Origin of the sequence: Mesorhizobium sp. WSM4308, assembly GCF_002294905.1 — a bacterium.
Taxonomy (GTDB): domain Bacteria; phylum Pseudomonadota; class Alphaproteobacteria; order Rhizobiales; family Rhizobiaceae; genus Mesorhizobium.
Map to the genome: position 1 here is coordinate 301,932 of NZ_NSFW01000005.1, position 18,834 is coordinate 320,765.

The window sequence follows — 18,834 nt, forward strand, 5'->3', positions numbered from 1 at the left end:
AGCGCAAAGGGCTCTGAGATGAAGACTTTCCTGACGCAGTTTTTCACTTGGTGGAACAGCCAGACGCTGGGAACACGCTTGCACACCTGGCGGTACGGCAAGAGGGTCGGCCAGGACGAGGTCGGCAATGTCTACTACGAAGGCGGCATCGATTCGGAAGGCCGCACCCGCCGTTGGGTCATCTACCGCAACTATTCGGAAGCTTCGGCCATTCCGCCCGGCTGGCATGGCTGGATCCACCACCGCGTCGATCTCGCTCCGGCCAGCGAGGACTACAAGCCGCGCGATTGGCAGAAGCCGCACAAGCCCAATCTGACCGGCACGCCAGCGGCCTACCGCCCGAAGGGCTCGGTGCTGACCAATCAGCATCGCCCGCAGGTTACGGGTGACTATGACGCCTGGACGCCAGGGTCGTAACGGCCCCGGCTTGTACGGCACAAAGTGCGGGCCGGTCCTTTATCGCCACAATTGGTGTTTAGCTGCTTGCTGATCAGAAAACGGCGACTAGCCTTGGCGATCGACGGAATCACCCGGGCGCGAACCACCGGTACCCCTATATGAGCTTTTTCAATCGGATATCGACGGGCGGTTTGACGCTAGCCGCCGGCCTCGCCGTCAGCGCCGCGGCCTTTGCAGCGTCGCCCGCACCGGCACCGGCGGCCCCCGCGCCGGCACCGCCAGCGGGATCGGATCGCATCGCCAACCCGGTTGCCGAGTTCGCCGGCATCGACAAGATCACTGGCCGCATCATCACCTTCGATGTCTATATCGACGAGACGGTGCAGTTCGGCGCTTTGCAGGTGACGCCCCGCGTCTGTTATTCCCGACCGCAGAACGAGGAGCCGAAGACCGATTCCTTCGTCGAGGTCGACGAGATCACGCTCGACCGCAAGATCCGCCGCATCTTCACCGGCTGGATGTTCGCCGAAAGCCCTGGTCTCAACGCCGTCGAGCATGCCGTCTATGATGTCTGGCTGAAGGAATGCAAACAGAAGTCCGATGTGCCGGCGCCAGATGCCACCAAGGCCGACGCCACCAAGGCTGACGCTTCGAAGCCGGCCGCGACCAAACCAGCCGCCGCCAAGCCTGCGGCCAGCCCGGACGCGGAACAGTCCGATCCCACGCAACCGGACACATCAGACGCCAACTGATCCCTGGGAACCGTCGTGGCCACCATGCGTTGGATCACGGACGACCGCGCATCGACGCGCCCGGAGGATATTTCGATGTCGGACACCAAGCGAATCACGGCCAGCAAGAAAGAACTGCTGGAACTCGAAAAAGGCTTCTGGACCGGCGATGCGGCCTATTACGCGGCCAATGCCGACACGGAATGCCTGGTGGCCTTTCCGCGAATGGCAAAGGCGATGGACAATGCCGATCTTGCCAAGACCGCGACCAAGCCTAATCGCTGGCGCGATCTCGATATCGAGCTCAAGGGAATAATCGAGCCGGGCAGCGACATCGTCATGCTGACCTACGAGGCGCATGCGACGCGCGAGAACGGCGAACCTTACGCCGCGCTGGTCAGCACCGGCTATGTCCATCGCGTCAACGGCTGGAAGATGATGTTCCACTCGCAGACGCCGATCGAGGCAACGGCCGCGAAGTAGCCCAATCGCTACGGAAAAAAGATCGCCTCGCCCTTCAGCGCGTCAGCCAGCATCTTCTCATACTTGCCGCGCGGGACGTCGACCGCGCCGAAGCGCTTCAGATGCTCGGTGGTGAATTGCGTATCGAGCAGCGTGAAGCCGCGTGCCTTCAAGCGCTCGACGAGATGCACGAGGCAGATTTTCGACGCATCCGTTTCCTTGGAAAACATGCTTTCGCCGAAGAACACTCGTCCGAGCGACACGCCATAGAGGCCGCCGACCAACTTGTCCTCATGCCACGCCTCGACCGAATGGCAGTGGCCCATGCGATGCAACTGCACATAGGCCTCGCGGATCGGCGCGTTGATCCAGGTCGAGCGCCTTTCCTCCCGCCTTTCCGCGCAGCCGTCGATCGTCGCCTCGAAATCGAAATCGAAACGGATGTCGAACGGGTTTTTGCGGATCGTCTTCCTCAGGCTTTTGGGCGTGTGGAACCCTTCGAGCGGGATGATGCCGCGTGTCTCCGGCCGCACCCAGAACACCTCTGGATCGCTGGCGCTTTCGGCCATCGGGAAGACGCCCGAAGCGTAGGCCTTGAGAAGAAGGTCGGTGGGGATGCGATAGCCGGGCGCGTAAGGACGGGTCATCGCGTCCCCGAACTACTCTTCCTTGGCCAGGTATTTTTCCAGCCAGTGGATGTCATAATCGCCATTGGCGATGTCGGCATTGCCGACCAGATCGCGAAACAGCGGCAACGTCGTCTTGATACCGTCGACGACGAATTCATCCAGCGCCCGCCGCAGCCGCATCATGCATTCGACGCGGTTGCGCCCATGCACGATCAGCTTGCCGATCAGGCTATCGTAGTAGGGCGGGATCTTGTAGCCGGAATAGACGCCGGAATCGACGCGGATGCCGAGACCGCCTGGCGTGTGGAAATGCGTGATGGTACCAGGCGAGGGGGTGAAGGTGCGCGGATCCTCGGCATTGATGCGGCATTCGATGGCGTGGCCATTGAACTTGATGTCTTCCTGCCTGACGGAAAGCCCGCCGCCGGAAGCGACGCGGATCTGCTCGTGCACGAGATCGATGCCGGTGATTGCTTCCGTCACCGGATGCTCGACCTGCAGGCGTGTGTTCATCTCGATGAAATAGAACTCGCCATTCTCGTAGAGGAACTCGATCGTGCCGGCACCGGAATAGCCGAGGTCGGCAATGGCCTTGGCGCAGATGCCGCCGATGCGGGCCCGTTCCTCGGCGTTGAGCGCCGGCGAATTGGCCTCTTCCCAGACTTTCTGGTGGCGCCGTTGCAGCGAACAGTCGCGCTCGCCGAAATGTACGCCGCGGCCAAAGCCGTCGCCGAACACCTGCACTTCGATATGGCGCGGCTTCTGCAGATACTTCTCGATGTAGACAGCGTCGTCGCCGAAAGCGGCGCCTGCTTCCGAGCGCGCCGTCTGCAGAGCGACCTCGAGGTCGGCCTCGGTGTGCGCGACCTTCATGCCGCGTCCGCCGCCGCCGGCGGAGGCCTTGATGATCACGGGATAGCCGATTTCGACGGCAATGCGCTTGGCTTCTTTCTCCTCGGTCACCGCGCCGTCGGAACCTGGCACCACCGGGATGCCGAGGCGCTTGGCGGTGCGCTTGGCCTCGATCTTGTCGCCCATGACGCGGATATGGTCGCCGGTCGGACCGATAAAGGTGATGTTGTGCGCGGCCAGTATGTCGGCGAACTTGGCGTTCTCGGACAGGAAGCCATAACCCGGATGTACCGCATCGGCGCCGGTGATCTCGCAGGCCGCGACGATCTGATGGATGTTGAGATAGCTGTCGCGCGATGGCGGCGGGCCAATGCAGACGCTCTCGTCGGCAAGCCGCACATGCATGGCGTCGGCGTCGGCGGTCGAATGCACCACCACCGTCTGGATGCCGAGTTCCTTGCAGGCGCGAAGCACCCGAAGCGCGATTTCGCCGCGATTGGCGATGAGGATCTTCTGGAACATCCGGCCCGCTCTACTCGATCACGACGAGCGGCATGCCGTATTCGACCGGCGTCGCATCCTCGAACAGGATCGCCGTTACGGTGCCGGCGCGCGGCGAGGGGATCTGGTTCATCGTCTTCATCGCCTCGATGATCAGCAGCGTCTGGCCTTCCTTGACCGTCTGGCCGACCTCGATGAACGGCTTGGCATCGGGCGACGGCGCCAGATAGGCGGTGCCGACCATTGGCGAGGCCACCGCGTTCTTCGACACGTCGACCGTGGCCGGGGCGGCAGCGACCGCGGGCTGGGCTGCTGCCGGCGCATAGTTGGGCTGGGGTGCCGCGATCGCATGGACGGCAGGGGCCTGCCGCGACACGCGCACCTTCAGGTCGCCCAGTTCGACCTCGATCTCGGTCAGATTGGTGTCGTTCAGTATGCCCGCCAGATCGCGGATCAGTTGCTGGTCAACACCGGTCTTCTTTATCGACATTTTCGAGCCTTCTGTTTGTTGGCCGGTCATAGGCGTGCGGCCAGCGCCTGTAGCGCCAGCGTATAGCCGAGCGGCCCAAAGCCACAGATCATGCCGACGGCGACCGGCGCGACCATGGAGACGTGGCGGAATGATTCCCGCGCATGGATGTTGGAAAGGTGAACTTCGGCGACCGGCAGCGGTGCGACCGAACGGATGGCGTCATGGATGGCGATCGAGGTGTGGCTGTAGGCGCCTGGATTGATGACGATGCCGGCAGCCTTGTCGCCGGCTTCCTGGATCCAGTCGACAAGGTCGCCCTCGTGGTTCGACTGGCGGAAATCGATCTCGAGCCCGAGCGCCGTGCCCAACTGCTTGCAGTCGTCGGCGATCGCGGCAAGCGTCTTGCCGCCATAGATGCCCGGCTCGCGCTTGCCGAGCGCGTTGAGATTGGGACCGTTCAGGACGAAAACCGTTTTCAAAAAAACCGACCTTTTCCGGCGCCGGTATCAAACCGGCGCGCTGGGCCTCTATACCGGGCATAGTCGTCCGCGAAAAGAGCGCAAGTGCGTTCTTTCACTGTCCACAACAGGCCGAAATGCGCCCGTGAAGAAAACTCCGGGCTGATCAAAGTGCGGCTTTCACCGCCTTGATCTTTTCCGCCAACACCTCCTGGCCGAGAGCCCCGAACACGACCTCGTTGCCGACGACGTAGGACGGCGTTCCGGTGATCGCCAGCTTGTTGGCAAGATCGTAGGTCTTGGAGAAGGCCTCGGGGATCGAAGCATCCTTCATCTTCTCGCGCAGCGTCGCCTCGTCGGCGCCGAGCGAAAGCGCGATCTTGATCGCGGCCGCCTCGGTGGCGCGCCCCTGGCCGCCGAGCAGCGCATTGTGGAACTCGCCGTACTTTTCCGGCATCATCAAGTGGAACGCCATCGAAACGACGCTGGCTTTCTGCGAATCCGGGCCGAGGATCGGGAACTCCTTGAGCACGAAGCGCAGATCCGGATCTGATTTGGTCAGCGCCCGCATGTCCTCGATGGCGCGTTTGCAGAAGCCGCAATTGTAGTCGTAGAACTCGACGATCGTCACCTTGCCGTTCGGATTGCCGACGACGCCATCGAAGGCGGAGTTGAAGATCTGGTCCTTGGCGTCCTTGATGACGCCGAGCGCGGCGATGCGCTGCTCTTCCTTCTGCTTGGCTTCGAGCGCGTCCTGCACTTCGAGCAGCACTTCCGGGTTCTTCAGGAGATAGTCGCGGATGATCCCTTCGACCTCGGCGCGGTCGATCTTGGTATCGGCCGCCGTCTGGACGGGCTGTGCCGCACCGGCCTTGGCAATCTGTGGGCTGCCGGCCACGAAACCGAAAGCCAGCATGGCAAGGACTACAGCGACCCCCGTGGTGCCCAGCAGCAGTGCCTTTTTCATCGTTCTCGTTCCTTTTGCCTGTTTCCTGGTCCGGCTGTGTCGCAGTGCGTGACCGGAAGGTTCACTAGATCTTGTTTGACGATTTGTAGTTTATGATGTCCTGGGCGCGTATCCAGCGCGGCTCGCCGCGCTTCATCTGCTGCTGCGCCCGCATGGCGAAGATCTTCGCATCCTTGTAGTTACCGGAATAGAAATGACCTTCTGCCGTGGCAAGCTCGGCGCCCGGTATGTCACCCAGCTCGCCGTAAGCCTGCGCCAGGTAGCGATAGCCTTCGGAATTTTCCTTGTCGCGTCCCAGGCCATTGTTGATCTGCACGACGGCCTTCTTCAGCGAGTCAGGCGTGCCGACCGCCATCAGCGCCTGGCCGAGCGAGACAGGCAGCAAGCCCGACCGCGCCGGATCGAGGCTGACCGCCTTGGCGTAGGCTTCCGCCGCGTCCTTGGGCTTGTTGGCTTTCATCAGGATGTCGCCGCGCAACTCCTGGAAATAGGCATTCTTCGGCTGCGCCTTGATCAGGGCATTGGTCTTGGCGAGCGCGCCGGCGATGTCGCCGTAAAGGTAGGTCGATTGGGCGTCGCCATACTGCCCGGCGAGGCTGCCTCTCATTTTTTGCATCAGCCGCGCTGCGGTGGCCTGGCCTTCCATGTAGACGGCGATCTTCACCCGCATCATGTCATGGCGCTGCTGCAGCGCCGGCGGGTCGAACTTGTCGACATTGGGGCTCTGCTTCACCAGCACTTCGAGATTGGCGATGCGCTCCTGCGGCATCGGGTGGCTGATCCGATAGGGGTCGACTTGCGCACCCGAAAGCGACAGCGCGGTCTGGAAGCGGCGGAACGTCTTCAGCATGCCCATGCCGGACTGGCCGGTGGCGTTGAGATAGGTGATGGCGGAGCGGTCGGCCGTTATCTCCTCCGTGCGCTGGTAGGCGAGGATGCTGCGCTGTGCCATCTCGCCGCCGCCGGCGGCCACGCCCATGCCGGCGCCGGCAAGGCCGCGGCTGTTGGTGGTCGCGCCAGCGACCATCGCGCCCGCGCCAAGCAAGGTCGCAATAATGGCCATCGTCTTGGCGCGCTCGAGCTGGTCACGCAGTTTCTGCTGGTGGCCGCCGGCGATATGGCCGGCCTCGTGCGCGATGACGCCGATGATCTCGTTGGGCGTTTCAGCCGTCATCAGCGCGCCGGTGTTGATGAACAGCCGTCGCCCGGTGACGAAAGCGTTGAAGCTGGAATCATTGACCAGGACGATGTCGATGCCGTCATTCGCCAGCCCTGCCGCCTTGAAGATCGGCCGCGCATAGTCGCGCACCAAAGCCTCGATCTCGGCATCGCGGACCACCGGAACGCTCTGGGCGAAGGCGGTGACCGAACTTGCCACGCCAACGGCAAGGCCAAGCGAAAGCGTCGTGAAAACACGCGCAATCCTGGCAATCGTCGATCTGGGTCGGCTCAACATGACGTGTCCACTGGTAGACGAGCGGGCGAAAGATGAAAAGTCGGCACCGGAAACTTCCTCAACTTGTGATCCTCACATCAATCGGGCATTTGTGCGGCGCATGTATTCGGGGGCGCGGCGCGCCAAACCGTCGGGATAGGGATAAAATGGTCGTTTCGCTCTCACGTCGCAGCAATGTCGAGCCATTCCACGCCATGGATGTGCTGGCCGAAGCGAACCGGCTGAAGGCGCAAGGAGTGCCGGTGATCTCCATGGCGGTCGGGCAGCCGTCCGACCCGGCGCCCGCGCGGGTTCGCGCCGCCGCGGCCGAGGCCTTGCAGGTCGGCCGCATCGGCTACACCGACACGCTGGGGCTGGCTGGACTGCGCAAGGCGATCGCAGCGCATTACGCGGATCACTATCGGCTCGAAGTCGAGCCCGCGCGGATCGCGGTGACCACGGGTTCGTCGGCGGCCTTCAATCTCGCCTTCCTGGCGATGTTCGATCCGGGCGATCGCGTTGCCATCGCGGCACCCGGCTATCCCGCCTATCGCAACATCATGGCGGCACTCGGCATCGATGTGGTCGAGATCGAGCTTGGCGACGCAGCCTATCTGCATGCCGGTCACCTGGAGGCCGCGCATCGCGAGAAGCCGTTGAAGGGTGTGCTTTTCGCGAGTCCCGCCAACCCGACCGGAGCCGTCATACCGGCCGACGAACTGTCGGCGCTGGTCGAGACGGCGGAGTCACTGGGCATCGCCGTCATTTCCGACGAGATCTACCACCGGTTGGCCTATGGTGCGCCCGACACCACCGCACTTGCCTTCGGCAATAGCGTCACGGTGATCAATTCCTTCTCGAAATACTATTGCATGACCGGCTGGCGCATCGGCTGGATGGTGTTGCCGGAAGCGCTGGTGCGGCCGGTCGAACGCATCGCCCAGAGCCTCTACATTTCGCCACCGGAACTGTCGCAGATCGCCGCGATCGAAGCCTTTGCCGCGACCGAAGAGCTGGAAGCGGTCAAGGGCCGCTATGCCTGGAACCGCGAACTGCTGATGAAACGCCTGCCGGAACTCGGCTTCCCGCTGGCCGCACCAATGGACGGCGCCTTCTATGCGTTCTGCGATGTCACCCGCCACACCAATGACAGCATGGCCTTCGCGCGCAAGATGCTGGCGGAGGCGCATGTGGCGGCGACGCCCGGCCGCGACTTCGACACCCAGGCAGGCCATCGCACGATGCGGTTTTCTTATGCCGGCAGCCACGACGACATGGTCGAGGCGATGGCGCGCATCGAACGCTGGTTGAGGTAGCGCCATGCCGGAACTCGAACAGGCCCCCAAACTTGATCAGGCCCCCAAACTTGATCAGGCATTGGCCGAAGTCGCCGCCGAAATGGCCGAACGCACCGATCGTGGCGATGTCGCCACCTACATTCCGCAATTGGGCAAGGTCGATCCAAGGAAATTCGGCATTGCCGCCGTCACCAATGACGGCCGCGTGCTGATGGCGGGCGATGCCGACCAGGCATTTTCGATCCAGAGCATCTCCAAGGTGTTCACCTTGACGCTGGCGCTCGGCAATGTCGGCGACGCGCTGTGGAAGCGGGTAGGGCGCGAGCCGTCGGGCAACCCGTTCAACTCGATCGTCCAGCTCGAGCACGAGAACGGCATTCCGCGCAATCCGTTCATCAATGCCGGCGCCATCGTCATTTCCGACATACTGCTTGCCGGCCACCAGCCGCGCGAGGCGATCGGCGAGATCCTGCGCTTCATCCAGTTTCTTGCCGACGACGAAAGCATCATCATCGACCGCGAGGTCGCGGCGTCCGAACGTGCCACCGGCTACCGCAACTTCGCACTCGCCAACTACATGAAATCCTTCGGCAATCTTCATCATGCGCCGGAACTGGCGCTGGGCGTCTATTTCCACCATTGCGCCATAGCCATGAGTTGCCGGCAGCTGGCGATGGCTGGCCGCTTCCTCGCCAATGGCGGCAGGAACCCGGCGACCGGCCATTCCGTGGTGTCGGCGGAGCGGGCGCGGCGCATCGGCGCCATGATGCTGACCTGCGGCCACTATGACGGCTCCGGCGATTTCGCCTTCCGCGTCGGCATACCCGGCAAGAGTGGCGTCGGCGGCGGCATATTGGGCATTGTGCCGGGTGTGGCATCGCTTGCGGTGTGGTCGCCCGGCCTCAACGCCAACGGCAACTCCAAGCTGGGCTCGATCGCGCTGGAAAAGCTGGCCAGGATGATGAACTGGTCGATCTTCGCGCCTTAGCCAGCGTTTCGCCAACGGTTGGAACGCCCGATGTGAAAAATCCCGCGCCGTCTTTCGATCGGCGCGGGATTTTCTTATTAAAAAGCCACTTCAACCAGTTGAAAGGCCTAGAAAAAGCCCTTCCGCTGCCACCAGCCGGCGCGCTTCGGCTTTTCTTCGGTCTTGGCTTCCGGCTCATCGGCGACGGTCGAGGACACGACCGGCACCACCGGTGCATCGATTGCCGCGGGCTTGCGCCTGGACGGACGGGCCTTGGAAGGCTCTTCCGCAACGGGTGCAACCGCTGTCTCTTCAACAACCGCCACCGGTGTTTCGACCGGCGTTTCCGCGGCCGCTTCGGCGACGGTCGTTTCGGCCACGGCTTCGGCGGCTGCCTTCTTCGGCTTGGCTGCACGACGCGGCTTCTTGGGCTTCTCGGTGCTCGCCACCTCTTCGCTCACCGCGGCCACCGGCTCTTCCGTCGCGGCAGCAACAGCCACCGGCTCGATCGAGGCAGGCTCGCTTTCGGAAGCATCGGTCGCCTCATTGGCGCTTGCCTCGGTCTCGCCTTCACCGTCTTCGCGACGGTTGCGCTTGCCGCCGCGCTTGCCGCGCCGGCGCTTCTTGCCCTGGCTGTCATCGGCGGCCTGCACCGCCTCGTCGGACGCGCTGGCAACGATCGGGGCGTCGTCGTCCTGTTCGCCGTCGTCATCGCCTGCCACGTCTGCCGCGCCGGCGAAATCGCCGGCCGGAGTGGAGGTGGATGCCCCGTCCGTCGGGGCGCCATGCTCGCGGTCGCGATCTCGGCCACCGCGCCGTCTGCGGCGCTTGCGACGCTTGCGGTCGCGGCCTTCGCCATCTTCGCTGCCGGCAGGCCGCGGCTGCTGCGGCTGCTGGCGCGGCTGCTCGGCCTGGACCACGACCTCATCGTCTTCCTCGACGACGGCAATCTCGTCCTCGGGCTCTTCCGGCTCGACATAGGCCGGCAGGCTGCGCACCTCGACGAAGCCCTCGGGCTTCTCGGCCAGCGCGCCGCGGAAGATCGCGTAATGCTGCGCGCCAACCGTATCGTCGGCCTCGATGGTGATGGTCAGGCCGAAGCGGCTTTCGAGTTCCACCAGCGTGCCGCGCTTGTGGTTGAGTACGTAGAGCGCGGTCGCCGCCGGCGTGCGCACGGTGATGTGGCTGCGCGAATCCTTGAGCAGGAATTCCTCGATCGCCCGCACCACCATCAGCGCGACGGAAGAATCGGACCTGACATGGCCGGTGCCGCCGCAATGCGGGCAGGGCTTCATGGTCGATTCCAGCACGCTGGCGCGGATGCGCTGGCGTGACATCTCCATCAGGCCGAAATGCGAGATTCGGCCGACCTGGATGCGGGCCCGGTCGTTCTTGAGGTGATCCTTCAACCGCTTCTCGACGGAGCGGTTGTTGCGGTTCTCCTCCATGTCGATGAAGTCGATGACGATCAGGCCGGCAAGATCGCGCAGCCTGAGCTGGCGGGCTACTTCCTCGGCCGCTTCCAGATTGGTGTGGAGGGCGGTGTCCTCGATCGAGTGCTCCTTGGTGGAGCGGCCCGAATTGACGTCGATGGCAACCAGGGCCTCGGTCTGGTTGATGATGATGTAGCCGCCGCTCTTCAACGTCACCTGCGGCTGCAGCATGCGGTCGAGCTGCGCCTCGATGCCGTTGCGCACGAAAATCGGCGTCGTATCGCGGAACGGCTGAACCACCTTGGCGTGGCTCGGCATCAGCATGCGCATGAAGTCCTTGGCTTCGCGGTAGCCTTCCTCGCCGGAGACAAGGATCTCGTCGATATCCTTGTTGTAGAGGTCGCGCACCGAGCGCTTGATCAGGCTGCCTTCCTCATAGACCAGGGCAGGGGCCGTCGATTGTAAGGTGAGGCTGCGGACGTTTTCCCAAAGCCGCATCAGATATTCGTAGTCGCGCTTGATCTCGGCCTTGGTGCGGCTCTCGCCGGCGGTGCGCAGGATGACGCCCATGCCTTGCGGCACTTCGAGATCGGCAACGACCTCCTTCAGGCGCTTGCGGTCGACCGCACTGGTGATCTTGCGCGAAATGCCGCCGCCGCGCGCCGTGTTCGGCATCAGCACCGAATAGCGGCCGGCAAGCGACAGATAGGTGGTGAGTGCGGCGCCCTTGTTGCCGCGCTCTTCCTTGACGACCTGAACCAGCAGGATCTGCCGGCGCTTGATCACTTCCTGGATCTTGTACTGGCGGCGCACCGGCTTGCGACGGTTGCGCACTTCTTCCAGAGCATCCTCGGCGCCGACCGATTCGACCTCGTGATCGTCGGGATGCGAGGACTGTACTTCCTCCAGCATGCCGCGATCATTGTCGCTGGATGTGGTTTCAGAGGCCTGTTCCGTCTGCGAGACAGGTTCGGAAATCACATCGCCTTCGACCGCGGCGGCGATCGATGTCGGACCACCCTCGCGGGTTTCGGTTTCGTCCTGCTCGGCGGAACCTTCATCATGGCCTGATGTATCGGCATGCCCCGAGGGATCTGAATGTTCCGATGTATCGGCTGCGTGTTCGATGATCTCGGGTGAAATCTCCTCGACAGCGATGTCGTTGCCTTCGCTTGGCTCGCCGGAGCCTTCGCCTGCCTCGCCGGTATCGCGCTTGTGCTCACCGCGCTCGCGGCTCTTGCCGCCGCGCCGGCGTCCGCGCCGTCCGCGATCGCGGCTCTGGCGGTCATCGCCGTCACCATCCTCGTCCTCTTCGTCCTCGGCTTCCTGCGCTTCGGCGCGCAGCAATGCCTGACGGTCGGCGACCGGGATCTGGTAGTAGTCGGGGTGTATTTCACTGAAGGCGAGAAAACCGTGACGGTTGCCGCCATATTCGACAAAGGCTGCCTGAAGGGAGGGTTCGACGCGCGTTACGCGGGCGAGGTAGATATTTCCTTTGAGCTGCTTCTTGTCCTGGGATTCAAAGTCGAATTCTTCGATACGGCTACCGCGTACGACGACAACGCGTGTTTCCTCCGGGTGGGAGGCGTCTATCAGCATTTTGTTGGGCATTATTTCGTTTCCCCCCGGCAGCCGTCAGCCGCAGCTGGCGGGGCAAAGCCCGCTGCTGTGTGTCTGGAGAGTGGGTGCCGGATAATTGAATGTCCGCCGGACGGTGCCCGCGTGTCATGGCGGTGCCGCCCGCTGCCATACTGGCGCGGTTTGATGCGGACCTTTCCATGATTGCGCTTGAAGCCATCGTCACCAGCGGAACCTTTTGAACCAAAGCCCGGAAACCGGACCAGCTTGTTTGCTCATACAGAGCCGGCACGGGAACAAACCCGGCCGTTTTCCTCACGCAGGTGATTCCCCCGCCACGGGAGCACACCTGCGAAATTCGTCGCAATCACCTGAAGCCTTTTCGCGTGAAGCGAAAGGAGCCGCCTTTCATCTGACCCTGTAGCAGGAAGCTGCGGAGGAGGGCGGTTCCAGGATTGCAGTGATCCACTATCGCTTTTATGATTTGGCGGGGTGGAAGGCAACCCCGATTTCCGATGCCGGCAAAAAGCAGTTCCGTAACGTAAGCTTGGGTCCGAACCCTGCGTGAAAAGGCTTGGTTAACCTTCTCTGGATACCAATCGTTAATCGAGTTCGCGGCCTAACCGGCACTTCGACGAAACGAGCGGGCGCCTGGCGCCAAACCGGGAGCGACTGGAAGAGAGATGGGACTGGCAGACTTCACAGACAAGGGATGTCGTGTTGGCAGCCGGATTCTTGCCGCTCTATGCCTGTCGCTGCTGGTGGTGATTTCCCAAGCCTTTTTCTCCGTTGCCGACGCCGCCGATGCGCCGCTGGTGGCAAAAGGCTACAAGATGGCGGGCGATGCCACCAAGATGCGCATCGTCATGGATTTCGATCGCGAGCCTGATATCAAATGGTTTCTGCTGCGCGGACCCAATCGTCTGGTCATCGATCTGGCGAACACCAGGCTGGCCATCGACGCCAAGGATTTGAAGCCGCGGGGCCTGGTCAAGGATGTGCGGCTGGGCGCGCTCGGCGAGGGCGTTTCCCGGCTGATCGTCACCGGCAAGGGGCCGTTCGCCGTCGACAAGCTGGATGTGCTCAAGAATGAGGACGGAACCGGCTACCGCATTGCCATCGACATGTCGGCCGCCTCCGAACGGGAGTTCGACGCCGCCCTTGCCAACCAGGCGCTGACCACCGGCTCGACGGTTTCGACCGACAAGGGCGGGCGGGTTGGCACCGGACCGGTCTCCAATCCCGGCCACCGCTTCACCGTCGTCATCGATCCCGGCCATGGTGGCGTCGACGGCGGCGCCGAGGGTCTGAACGGCACCATCGAGAAGAACGTCACGCTGGCCTTCGCCACGGAGCTGCGCGACAAGCTCGCGGCCATCGGCAAATACGATGTCTTCATGACCCGTGACACCGATGAATATCTGCGTCTGGACGACCGCGTGCGCATCGCCCGCCAGCATGAGGCCGACCTGCTGATTTCGATCCATGCCGATACGATCAGCGTCAAGGGCATCCGCGGCGCCACCGTCTACACCGTCTCCGACAAGGCGTCGGATCCCGAGGCGCAGGCGCTCGCCGACCGCGAAAATCTCTCCGATCAGTTCGCCGGCATGGTCATCAAGGACGACAATAAGGAAGTGACCGATATCCTGATCGACCTGATCCGCCGTGAGACGCACACCTTCTCGATGAGTTTCGCCCACACGCTGGTCGGCCAGCTGTCGACCAGCGTCGGTCTCATCAACAATCCGCAGCGTTCCGCGGGCTTCAAGGTGCTGAAGGCGCCGGACGTGCCATCGGTTCTGGTCGAACTCGGCTATCTCTCGAATGCCAAGGACGAGGCGCAGCTGCTTAACGCGGAATGGCGCGGCAAGGCGGCACAAAGCATCACCAATGCCGTTGCACTGTTCGCATCCGCCAGGGCCGGGGTCGGAACCGGAGGTTGACATGTCTTGCGGCGCCTGCAACCAGAGGCGGCGTTGCTGTATGACAACACCCGGTGCCTTTATTTTGCGGCGGGCGGTCACGAAGTCGGGCCTTGCCGTATTTTGTCCACATGGTGGCGACATGGGTTTTCGAATACGGATTGGGACCGGCTCGAAAGCTTGCGTGGAAGGCGGCTTCGTTTAGGAAATTCCCGAACCAAGGACTGGAGCGGGTATGATTCGTCTCATTGGCTATTTTTTCGGCATCGGCACGACGCTGGCCCTTCTGGTCGCGGCGGGCGTTGCGATTTACATCAGCCATCTGTCGAAGGATCTGCCCGACTACGAGGTGCTGGCCAAATACGAGCCGCCGGTGACCACGCGCATCCATGCCTCGGATGGATCGCTGATGGCCGAATATGCGCGCGAGCGGCGCCTGTATCTGCCGATTCAGGCTATCCCGGATCGCGTCAAGGCGGCCTTCCTGTCTGCGGAAGACAAGAACTTCTACAACCACCCCGGCATCGACGTGACCGGCCTTGGCCGCGCCATCATCGTCAACCTGCAGAATTTCGGCTCGGGCAGGCGCCAGGTCGGCGCCTCGACGATCACCCAGCAGGTGGCCAAGAACTTCCTGTTGACCGCGGACCAGACCTACGAGCGCAAGATCAAGGAAATGATCCTGGCCTTCCGCATCGAGCAGGCCTATCCCAAGGATCGTATCCTCGAGCTCTACCTCAACGAAATCTTCTTCGGTTTCGGCGCCTACGGTGTCGCCGGCGCGGCGCTCACCTACTTCGACAAGTCGGTGAACGAGCTGACCGTGGCCGAGGCCGCCTACCTGGCGTCGCTGCCGAAAGGTCCCAACAACTACCATCCTTTCAAGCATGCCGATCGCGCGATCGAGCGCCGCAACTGGGTCATCGACCAGATGGTCGAGAATGGCTACGTCACGCGCGAGGAAGGCATCAAGGCCAAGGCCGAGCCGCTCGGCGTGACGCCGCGCCGGACCGGCACCTATCTGTTCGCCGGTGAATACTTCACCGAGGAGGTGCGTCGCCAGATCATCGGCCGCTACGGCGAGAACGCGCTCTACGAAGGCGGCTTGTCCGTTCGCACCACGCTTGATCCGAAAGTTCAGCTCATCGCCCGCAAGGCGATGCAGAACGGCTTGATCAAATACGATACGCTGCGCGGCTATCGCGGGCCCGTGACGTCAATCGACGTGTCCGGCGACTGGGGCGTCCCGCTGGGCGCCGTGAAGGGATTGGAGGACGTCCCTGAATGGTCGCTCGCCGTCGTGCTCGACTCCTCGGCATCAGGCCTCTCGATAGGCCTGCAGCCCGCGCGCCAGGCATCGGGCGACATCGTCAAGGAACGGGTCGAAGGCACCGTCAGCAAGGACGACATGGGCTTTGCCATGCGCCATATGGTCGACGGCAAGACGGTCAAGGCCAAGTCGCCGGCCGATGTGCTGAAACCCGGCGACGTCATCTTCGTGCAGAAGAACGAAGGCTCCGACAATGCCTACAGCCTGCGCCAGGTTCCCGAGGTGGAAGGCGGCCTGATCGCCATGGATCCGCACACCGGCCGCGTGCTGGCCATGGTTGGCGGTTTCTCCTACGCGCAGTCCGAATTCAACCGCGCCACCCAGGCGATGCGTCAGCCGGGCTCCTCGTTCAAGCCGATCGTCTATTCGGCGGCGCTCGACAATGGCTATACGCCCGCCTCGGTGATCATGGACGGACCGATCACCATACAGAGCGGCAACACGACCTGGACGCCGAAGAACTATGACGGCACCGTCGCCGGGCCGGCAACCCTGCGCTCCGGCATCGAGAAGTCGCGAAACCTGATGACGGTGCGGCTTGCCAACGACATGGGCATGAAGCTGGTCGTCGAATATGCCGAGCGCTTCGGCGTCTATGACCATCTGGCGCCGTATCTGCCGATGGCGCTGGGCTCCGGCGAGACGACCGTCATGCGCATGGTTTCGGCCTATTCGATCATGGCCAATGGCGGCAAGTCGATCAAACCGTCGCTGATCGACCGCATCCAGGACCGCTACGGCAAGACCGTGTTCAAGCAGGATGAGCGTGGCTGCGAAGGCTGCAACGCGCCTGAATGGAAGAACCAGCCGGAGCCGGAACTGGTCGACAATTCCGAGCAGGTGCTCGATCCGATGACCGCCTATCAGATCACCTCGATGATGGAAGGCGTGGTCCAGCGCGGCACCGGCGCCACCATCGGCGAACTCGGCCGCCACATTGCCGGCAAGACCGGCACCACCAACGACGAAAAGGACGCCTGGTTCATCGGTTTCACGCCGAACCTCGTGGTCGGCCTCTACATGGGCTACGACACGCCGCGCGGCCTTGGTCATGGCGCCACCGGTGGCGGTCTCGCCGCTCCGATCTTCAAGGATTTCATGCGCGTGGCGCTGGACGGCACGCCCAATGTCGACTTCAAGGTTCCGGACGGCATGAACCTGATCGCCATCAATCGCAAGACGGGTATGCGTGCCGCGTCGGGCGATCCGGGCACCATCATCGAGGCCTTCAAGCCGGGCACCGGTCCCGCCGACAGCTATTGGGTGATCGGCATGGGCGCCGACGGCTCCAACGCGTCGGGCGGCGCACTGTCGCCGCAGGCCAACCAGGCCATCCAGGACGGCGGCGGCGGGCTCTACTGACGGGCCGGATGCGGATCGCTGGGCTGGCCTTGGGGCCGGCCCATTTCGCTTTACACATGGCGGCGCCGTCCCTATGTATCCCGCCGACCGAGGCGTCACTTCAGCAACAGGACAAAATACCAGGCCATGCGCGCGGAAACGCAGAATATTGTCGACGAGATCAGGCAGGCGATAACCCTGCTGAGGAGGCATCTTTGACTGGGATCAGGCCATAAAGCGGCTTGAATACCTGAATGTGCGGGCCGAGGACGCCAGCCTCTGGAACGAACCGCTGGAAGCCCAGAAGCTGATGCGCGAGCGCCAGGGCCTCGAGGAGGGCATCGCGGCGGTCAAGGGCCTGACCCAGGCGCTGGAAGACAATATCGGCCTGATCGAGCTCGGCGAGGAAGAGGGCGACGAGGGCGTCATCGCCGAGGCCGAGGCGGCAATCCGCTCGATGCAGGGCGAGGCCAAGGCCCGCCAGGTCGAAACGCTGCTTTCGGGTGAAGCCGACGCCAACGACACCTATCTCGAAATCCATGCCGGCGCCGGCGGTACCGAAAGCCAGGACTGGGCCTCGATGCTTTTGCGCATGTACACGCGCTGGGCCGAACGCCGCCGCTTCAAGGTCGAGGTGCTGGAAGTGCATGACGGCGAAGAAGCCGGCATCAAGTCCGCGACGCTGATGATCAAGGGCCACAATGCCTATGGCTGGCTGAAGACCGAATCCGGCGTCCACCGCCTGGTCCGCATTTCGCCCTATGACAGCAATGCGCGCCGGCACACCTCATTCGCCAGCGTCTGGGTCTATCCCGTCATCGATGACACGATCGAGATCGATGTTTCCGAATCGGACGTGCGCATCGACACCTATCGCTCGTCGGGTTCGGGCGGCCAGCACGTCAACACCACCGATTCGGCCGTGCGCATCACCCATATCGCCACCGGCATCGCGGTCGCCTGCCAGGCCGAGCGTTCGCAGCACAAGAACCGGGCGAAGGCCTGGGAGATGTTGCGCTCGCGCCTCTACGAGGAAGAGCTGAAGAAGCGTGAGGCCATCGCCAACGCCACCGAAGCCTCGAAGAGCGACATCGGCTGGGGCCACCAGATCCGTTCCTACGTGCTGCAGCCCTACCAGTTGGTCAAGGATCTGCGCACCGGCGTCGAAAGCACCAGCCCGTCGAGCGTGCTCGATGGCGACCTGGACGATTTCATGGAAGCCTCGCTGTCGCAACGCATCGAAGGCGGCGCGGGCGAGGCCGTGGCGGATCTGGACTAGCACCGTCCGCCACTAGACCATAGCACCCGCTCGCACTTTCGTGGACCAAGCGGGTCCATCACTCCCGACGACTTGGCGTGGTCATGAAGGGCACGTTTGCGGCCTTGGGCGGCCAGCAACGGGCGCAGCCTCCACGCAGCAATTTCTTGCGCCGACTCACTTTTCGGCTCACCATTTGCGGCAGGAGGAGACAAAAGCATTTATGGCCGGTCGCGGCATATCTGCTGACCATTGGCCGCTGGGAAGACACGTTCCGGGAACGGGCAAGCGAAACGCTTGAAACCTCGTTTAAAAGGAGCGTTGCCATGTTTGCTGCCAGTTCCAGATCGGCCATCGCCGTTCCGTCGGTTGGCCAGCTTGTCCTTCCCTTTTGCGCGGTGGTCGCGCTCCTGTCGGCGCCGGCGATGGCGCACGACGCCAAGCCGACCGCGGTCAAGCCGCAAGGCTGGAGTTATCCGTTCGCCTGCTGCGCGAATTACGACTGCCGCGAGGTGTCGCAGACCTCGATCAGCGAGCGTCCGGAAGGCTATGTCATCAAGGACACCGGGGAGGTGCTGGCCTACAGCGACAGGCGCATCAAGGATTCGCCGGACGGCGAATACCATTGGTGCGCGCATGAGGCCGGGTTGGATGCCGGCAAGACGATCTGCCTGTTCGTGCCGCCCCCGTCCTACTGAGTTCGCTGCCTGCTGTTCAGGGGCGGAGCCTGCAGGCAGTTGTCAGGATCGCTTCTTTATGGTGCCCTGCCGCGTGGGCGGCCGACAATGGAGAGGTGAT

16 protein-coding genes are annotated in these 18,834 nt (G+C 63.1%); 9 read left to right on the forward strand and 7 right to left on the reverse strand.

From position 1 onward, the window contains the following. The first annotated feature begins 18 nt into the window (after positions 1-18). From CK227_RS11985 to CK227_RS11995, 3 genes are all read left to right on the forward strand, one after another. Entirely contained in the window at positions 19-417 is a 399-nt protein-coding gene (locus CK227_RS11985) for an NADH:ubiquinone oxidoreductase subunit NDUFA12 (protein WP_095770282.1), read from the forward strand. Between the two features lie 140 nt (positions 418-557). Continuing rightward, a complete protein-coding gene (locus CK227_RS11990; protein WP_095770281.1) occupies positions 558-1,151 on the forward strand; it encodes a DUF2155 domain-containing protein in 594 nt (197 codons plus the stop codon). 75 nt (positions 1,152-1,226) lie between these two features. Further along, positions 1,227-1,613, forward strand: coding sequence for a hypothetical protein (locus CK227_RS11995; RefSeq protein WP_095770860.1), 387 nt, complete (start codon positions 1,227-1,229; stop codon positions 1,611-1,613). 8 nt (positions 1,614-1,621) lie between these two features. Here the strand turns inward: CK227_RS11995 and aat are convergent, their stop codons facing one another. The 6 genes from aat to CK227_RS12025 form a co-directional block, all read right to left on the reverse strand. Beyond that, entirely contained in the window at positions 1,622-2,239 is a 618-nt protein-coding gene (gene aat / locus CK227_RS12000) for a leucyl/phenylalanyl-tRNA--protein transferase (RefSeq protein ID WP_095770280.1), read from the reverse strand. A 12-nt stretch (positions 2,240-2,251) separates the two neighbouring features. Further along, complete coding sequence (gene accC / locus CK227_RS12005; RefSeq protein ID WP_095770279.1) at positions 2,252-3,595, reverse strand: acetyl-CoA carboxylase biotin carboxylase subunit; 1,344 nt, start codon at positions 3,593-3,595, stop codon at positions 2,252-2,254. Positions 3,596-3,605: 10 nt separating this feature from the next. Further along, complete coding sequence (accB, locus tag CK227_RS12010) at positions 3,606-4,064, reverse strand: acetyl-CoA carboxylase biotin carboxyl carrier protein (RefSeq protein ID WP_095770859.1); 459 nt, start codon at positions 4,062-4,064, stop codon at positions 3,606-3,608. A 26-nt stretch (positions 4,065-4,090) separates the two neighbouring features. Continuing rightward, positions 4,091-4,525 (reverse strand): type II 3-dehydroquinate dehydratase, encoded by a 435-nt coding sequence (gene aroQ / locus CK227_RS12015; protein WP_095770278.1) that lies wholly within the window; start codon positions 4,523-4,525, stop codon positions 4,091-4,093. 145 nt (positions 4,526-4,670) lie between these two features. Further along, entirely contained in the window at positions 4,671-5,471 is an 801-nt protein-coding gene (locus tag CK227_RS12020) for a DsbA family protein (RefSeq protein ID WP_095770277.1), read from the reverse strand. Between the two features lie 64 nt (positions 5,472-5,535). Then, complete coding sequence (locus tag CK227_RS12025) at positions 5,536-6,927, reverse strand: M48 family metallopeptidase (RefSeq protein ID WP_095770276.1); 1,392 nt, start codon at positions 6,925-6,927, stop codon at positions 5,536-5,538. Between the two features lie 146 nt (positions 6,928-7,073). On the opposite strand from CK227_RS12025, the gene CK227_RS12030 reads away from it, so the two are divergent. Continuing rightward, a complete protein-coding gene (locus tag CK227_RS12030; RefSeq protein ID WP_095770275.1) occupies positions 7,074-8,222 on the forward strand; it encodes an aminotransferase class I/II-fold pyridoxal phosphate-dependent enzyme in 1,149 nt (382 codons plus the stop codon). Between the two features lie 4 nt (positions 8,223-8,226). Further along, positions 8,227-9,192: a glutaminase gene (locus CK227_RS12035; protein ID WP_095770274.1), complete on the forward strand. Its 966-nt coding sequence runs from the start codon at positions 8,227-8,229 to the stop codon at positions 9,190-9,192. 107 nt (positions 9,193-9,299) lie between these two features. On the opposite strand, the gene CK227_RS12040 is transcribed toward CK227_RS12035, so the two are convergent. Next, a complete protein-coding gene (locus tag CK227_RS12040; protein ID WP_095770273.1) occupies positions 9,300-12,215 on the reverse strand; it encodes a ribonuclease E/G in 2,916 nt (971 codons plus the stop codon). Positions 12,216-12,865: 650 nt separating this feature from the next. Between CK227_RS12040 and CK227_RS12045 the strand changes: the two genes are divergently transcribed. The 4 genes from CK227_RS12045 (at position 12,866) to CK227_RS12060 (ending at position 18,734) form a co-directional block, all read left to right on the forward strand. Beyond that, entirely contained in the window at positions 12,866-14,128 is a 1,263-nt protein-coding gene (locus CK227_RS12045) for an N-acetylmuramoyl-L-alanine amidase (protein WP_095770272.1), read from the forward strand. A 214-nt stretch (positions 14,129-14,342) separates the two neighbouring features. Further along, the gene (locus CK227_RS12050) at positions 14,343-16,799 is read left to right on the forward strand and encodes a penicillin-binding protein 1A (protein WP_095770271.1); all 2,457 of its coding nucleotides are present in this window, start codon (positions 14,343-14,345) and stop codon (positions 16,797-16,799) included. 126 nt (positions 16,800-16,925) lie between these two features. Beyond that, a protein-coding gene (gene prfB / locus CK227_RS12055) for a peptide chain release factor 2 (RefSeq protein WP_140892126.1) occupies positions 16,926-18,057 on the forward strand; the annotation gives its coding sequence in 2 pieces (ribosomal slippage) (positions 16,926-16,991 and positions 16,993-18,057; 1,131 coding nt in all). Positions 18,058-18,362: 305 nt separating this feature from the next. After that, positions 18,363-18,734 (forward strand): hypothetical protein, encoded by a 372-nt coding sequence (locus tag CK227_RS12060; RefSeq protein WP_095770269.1) that lies wholly within the window; start codon positions 18,363-18,365, stop codon positions 18,732-18,734. Positions 18,735-18,834: the final 100 nt, after the last annotated feature.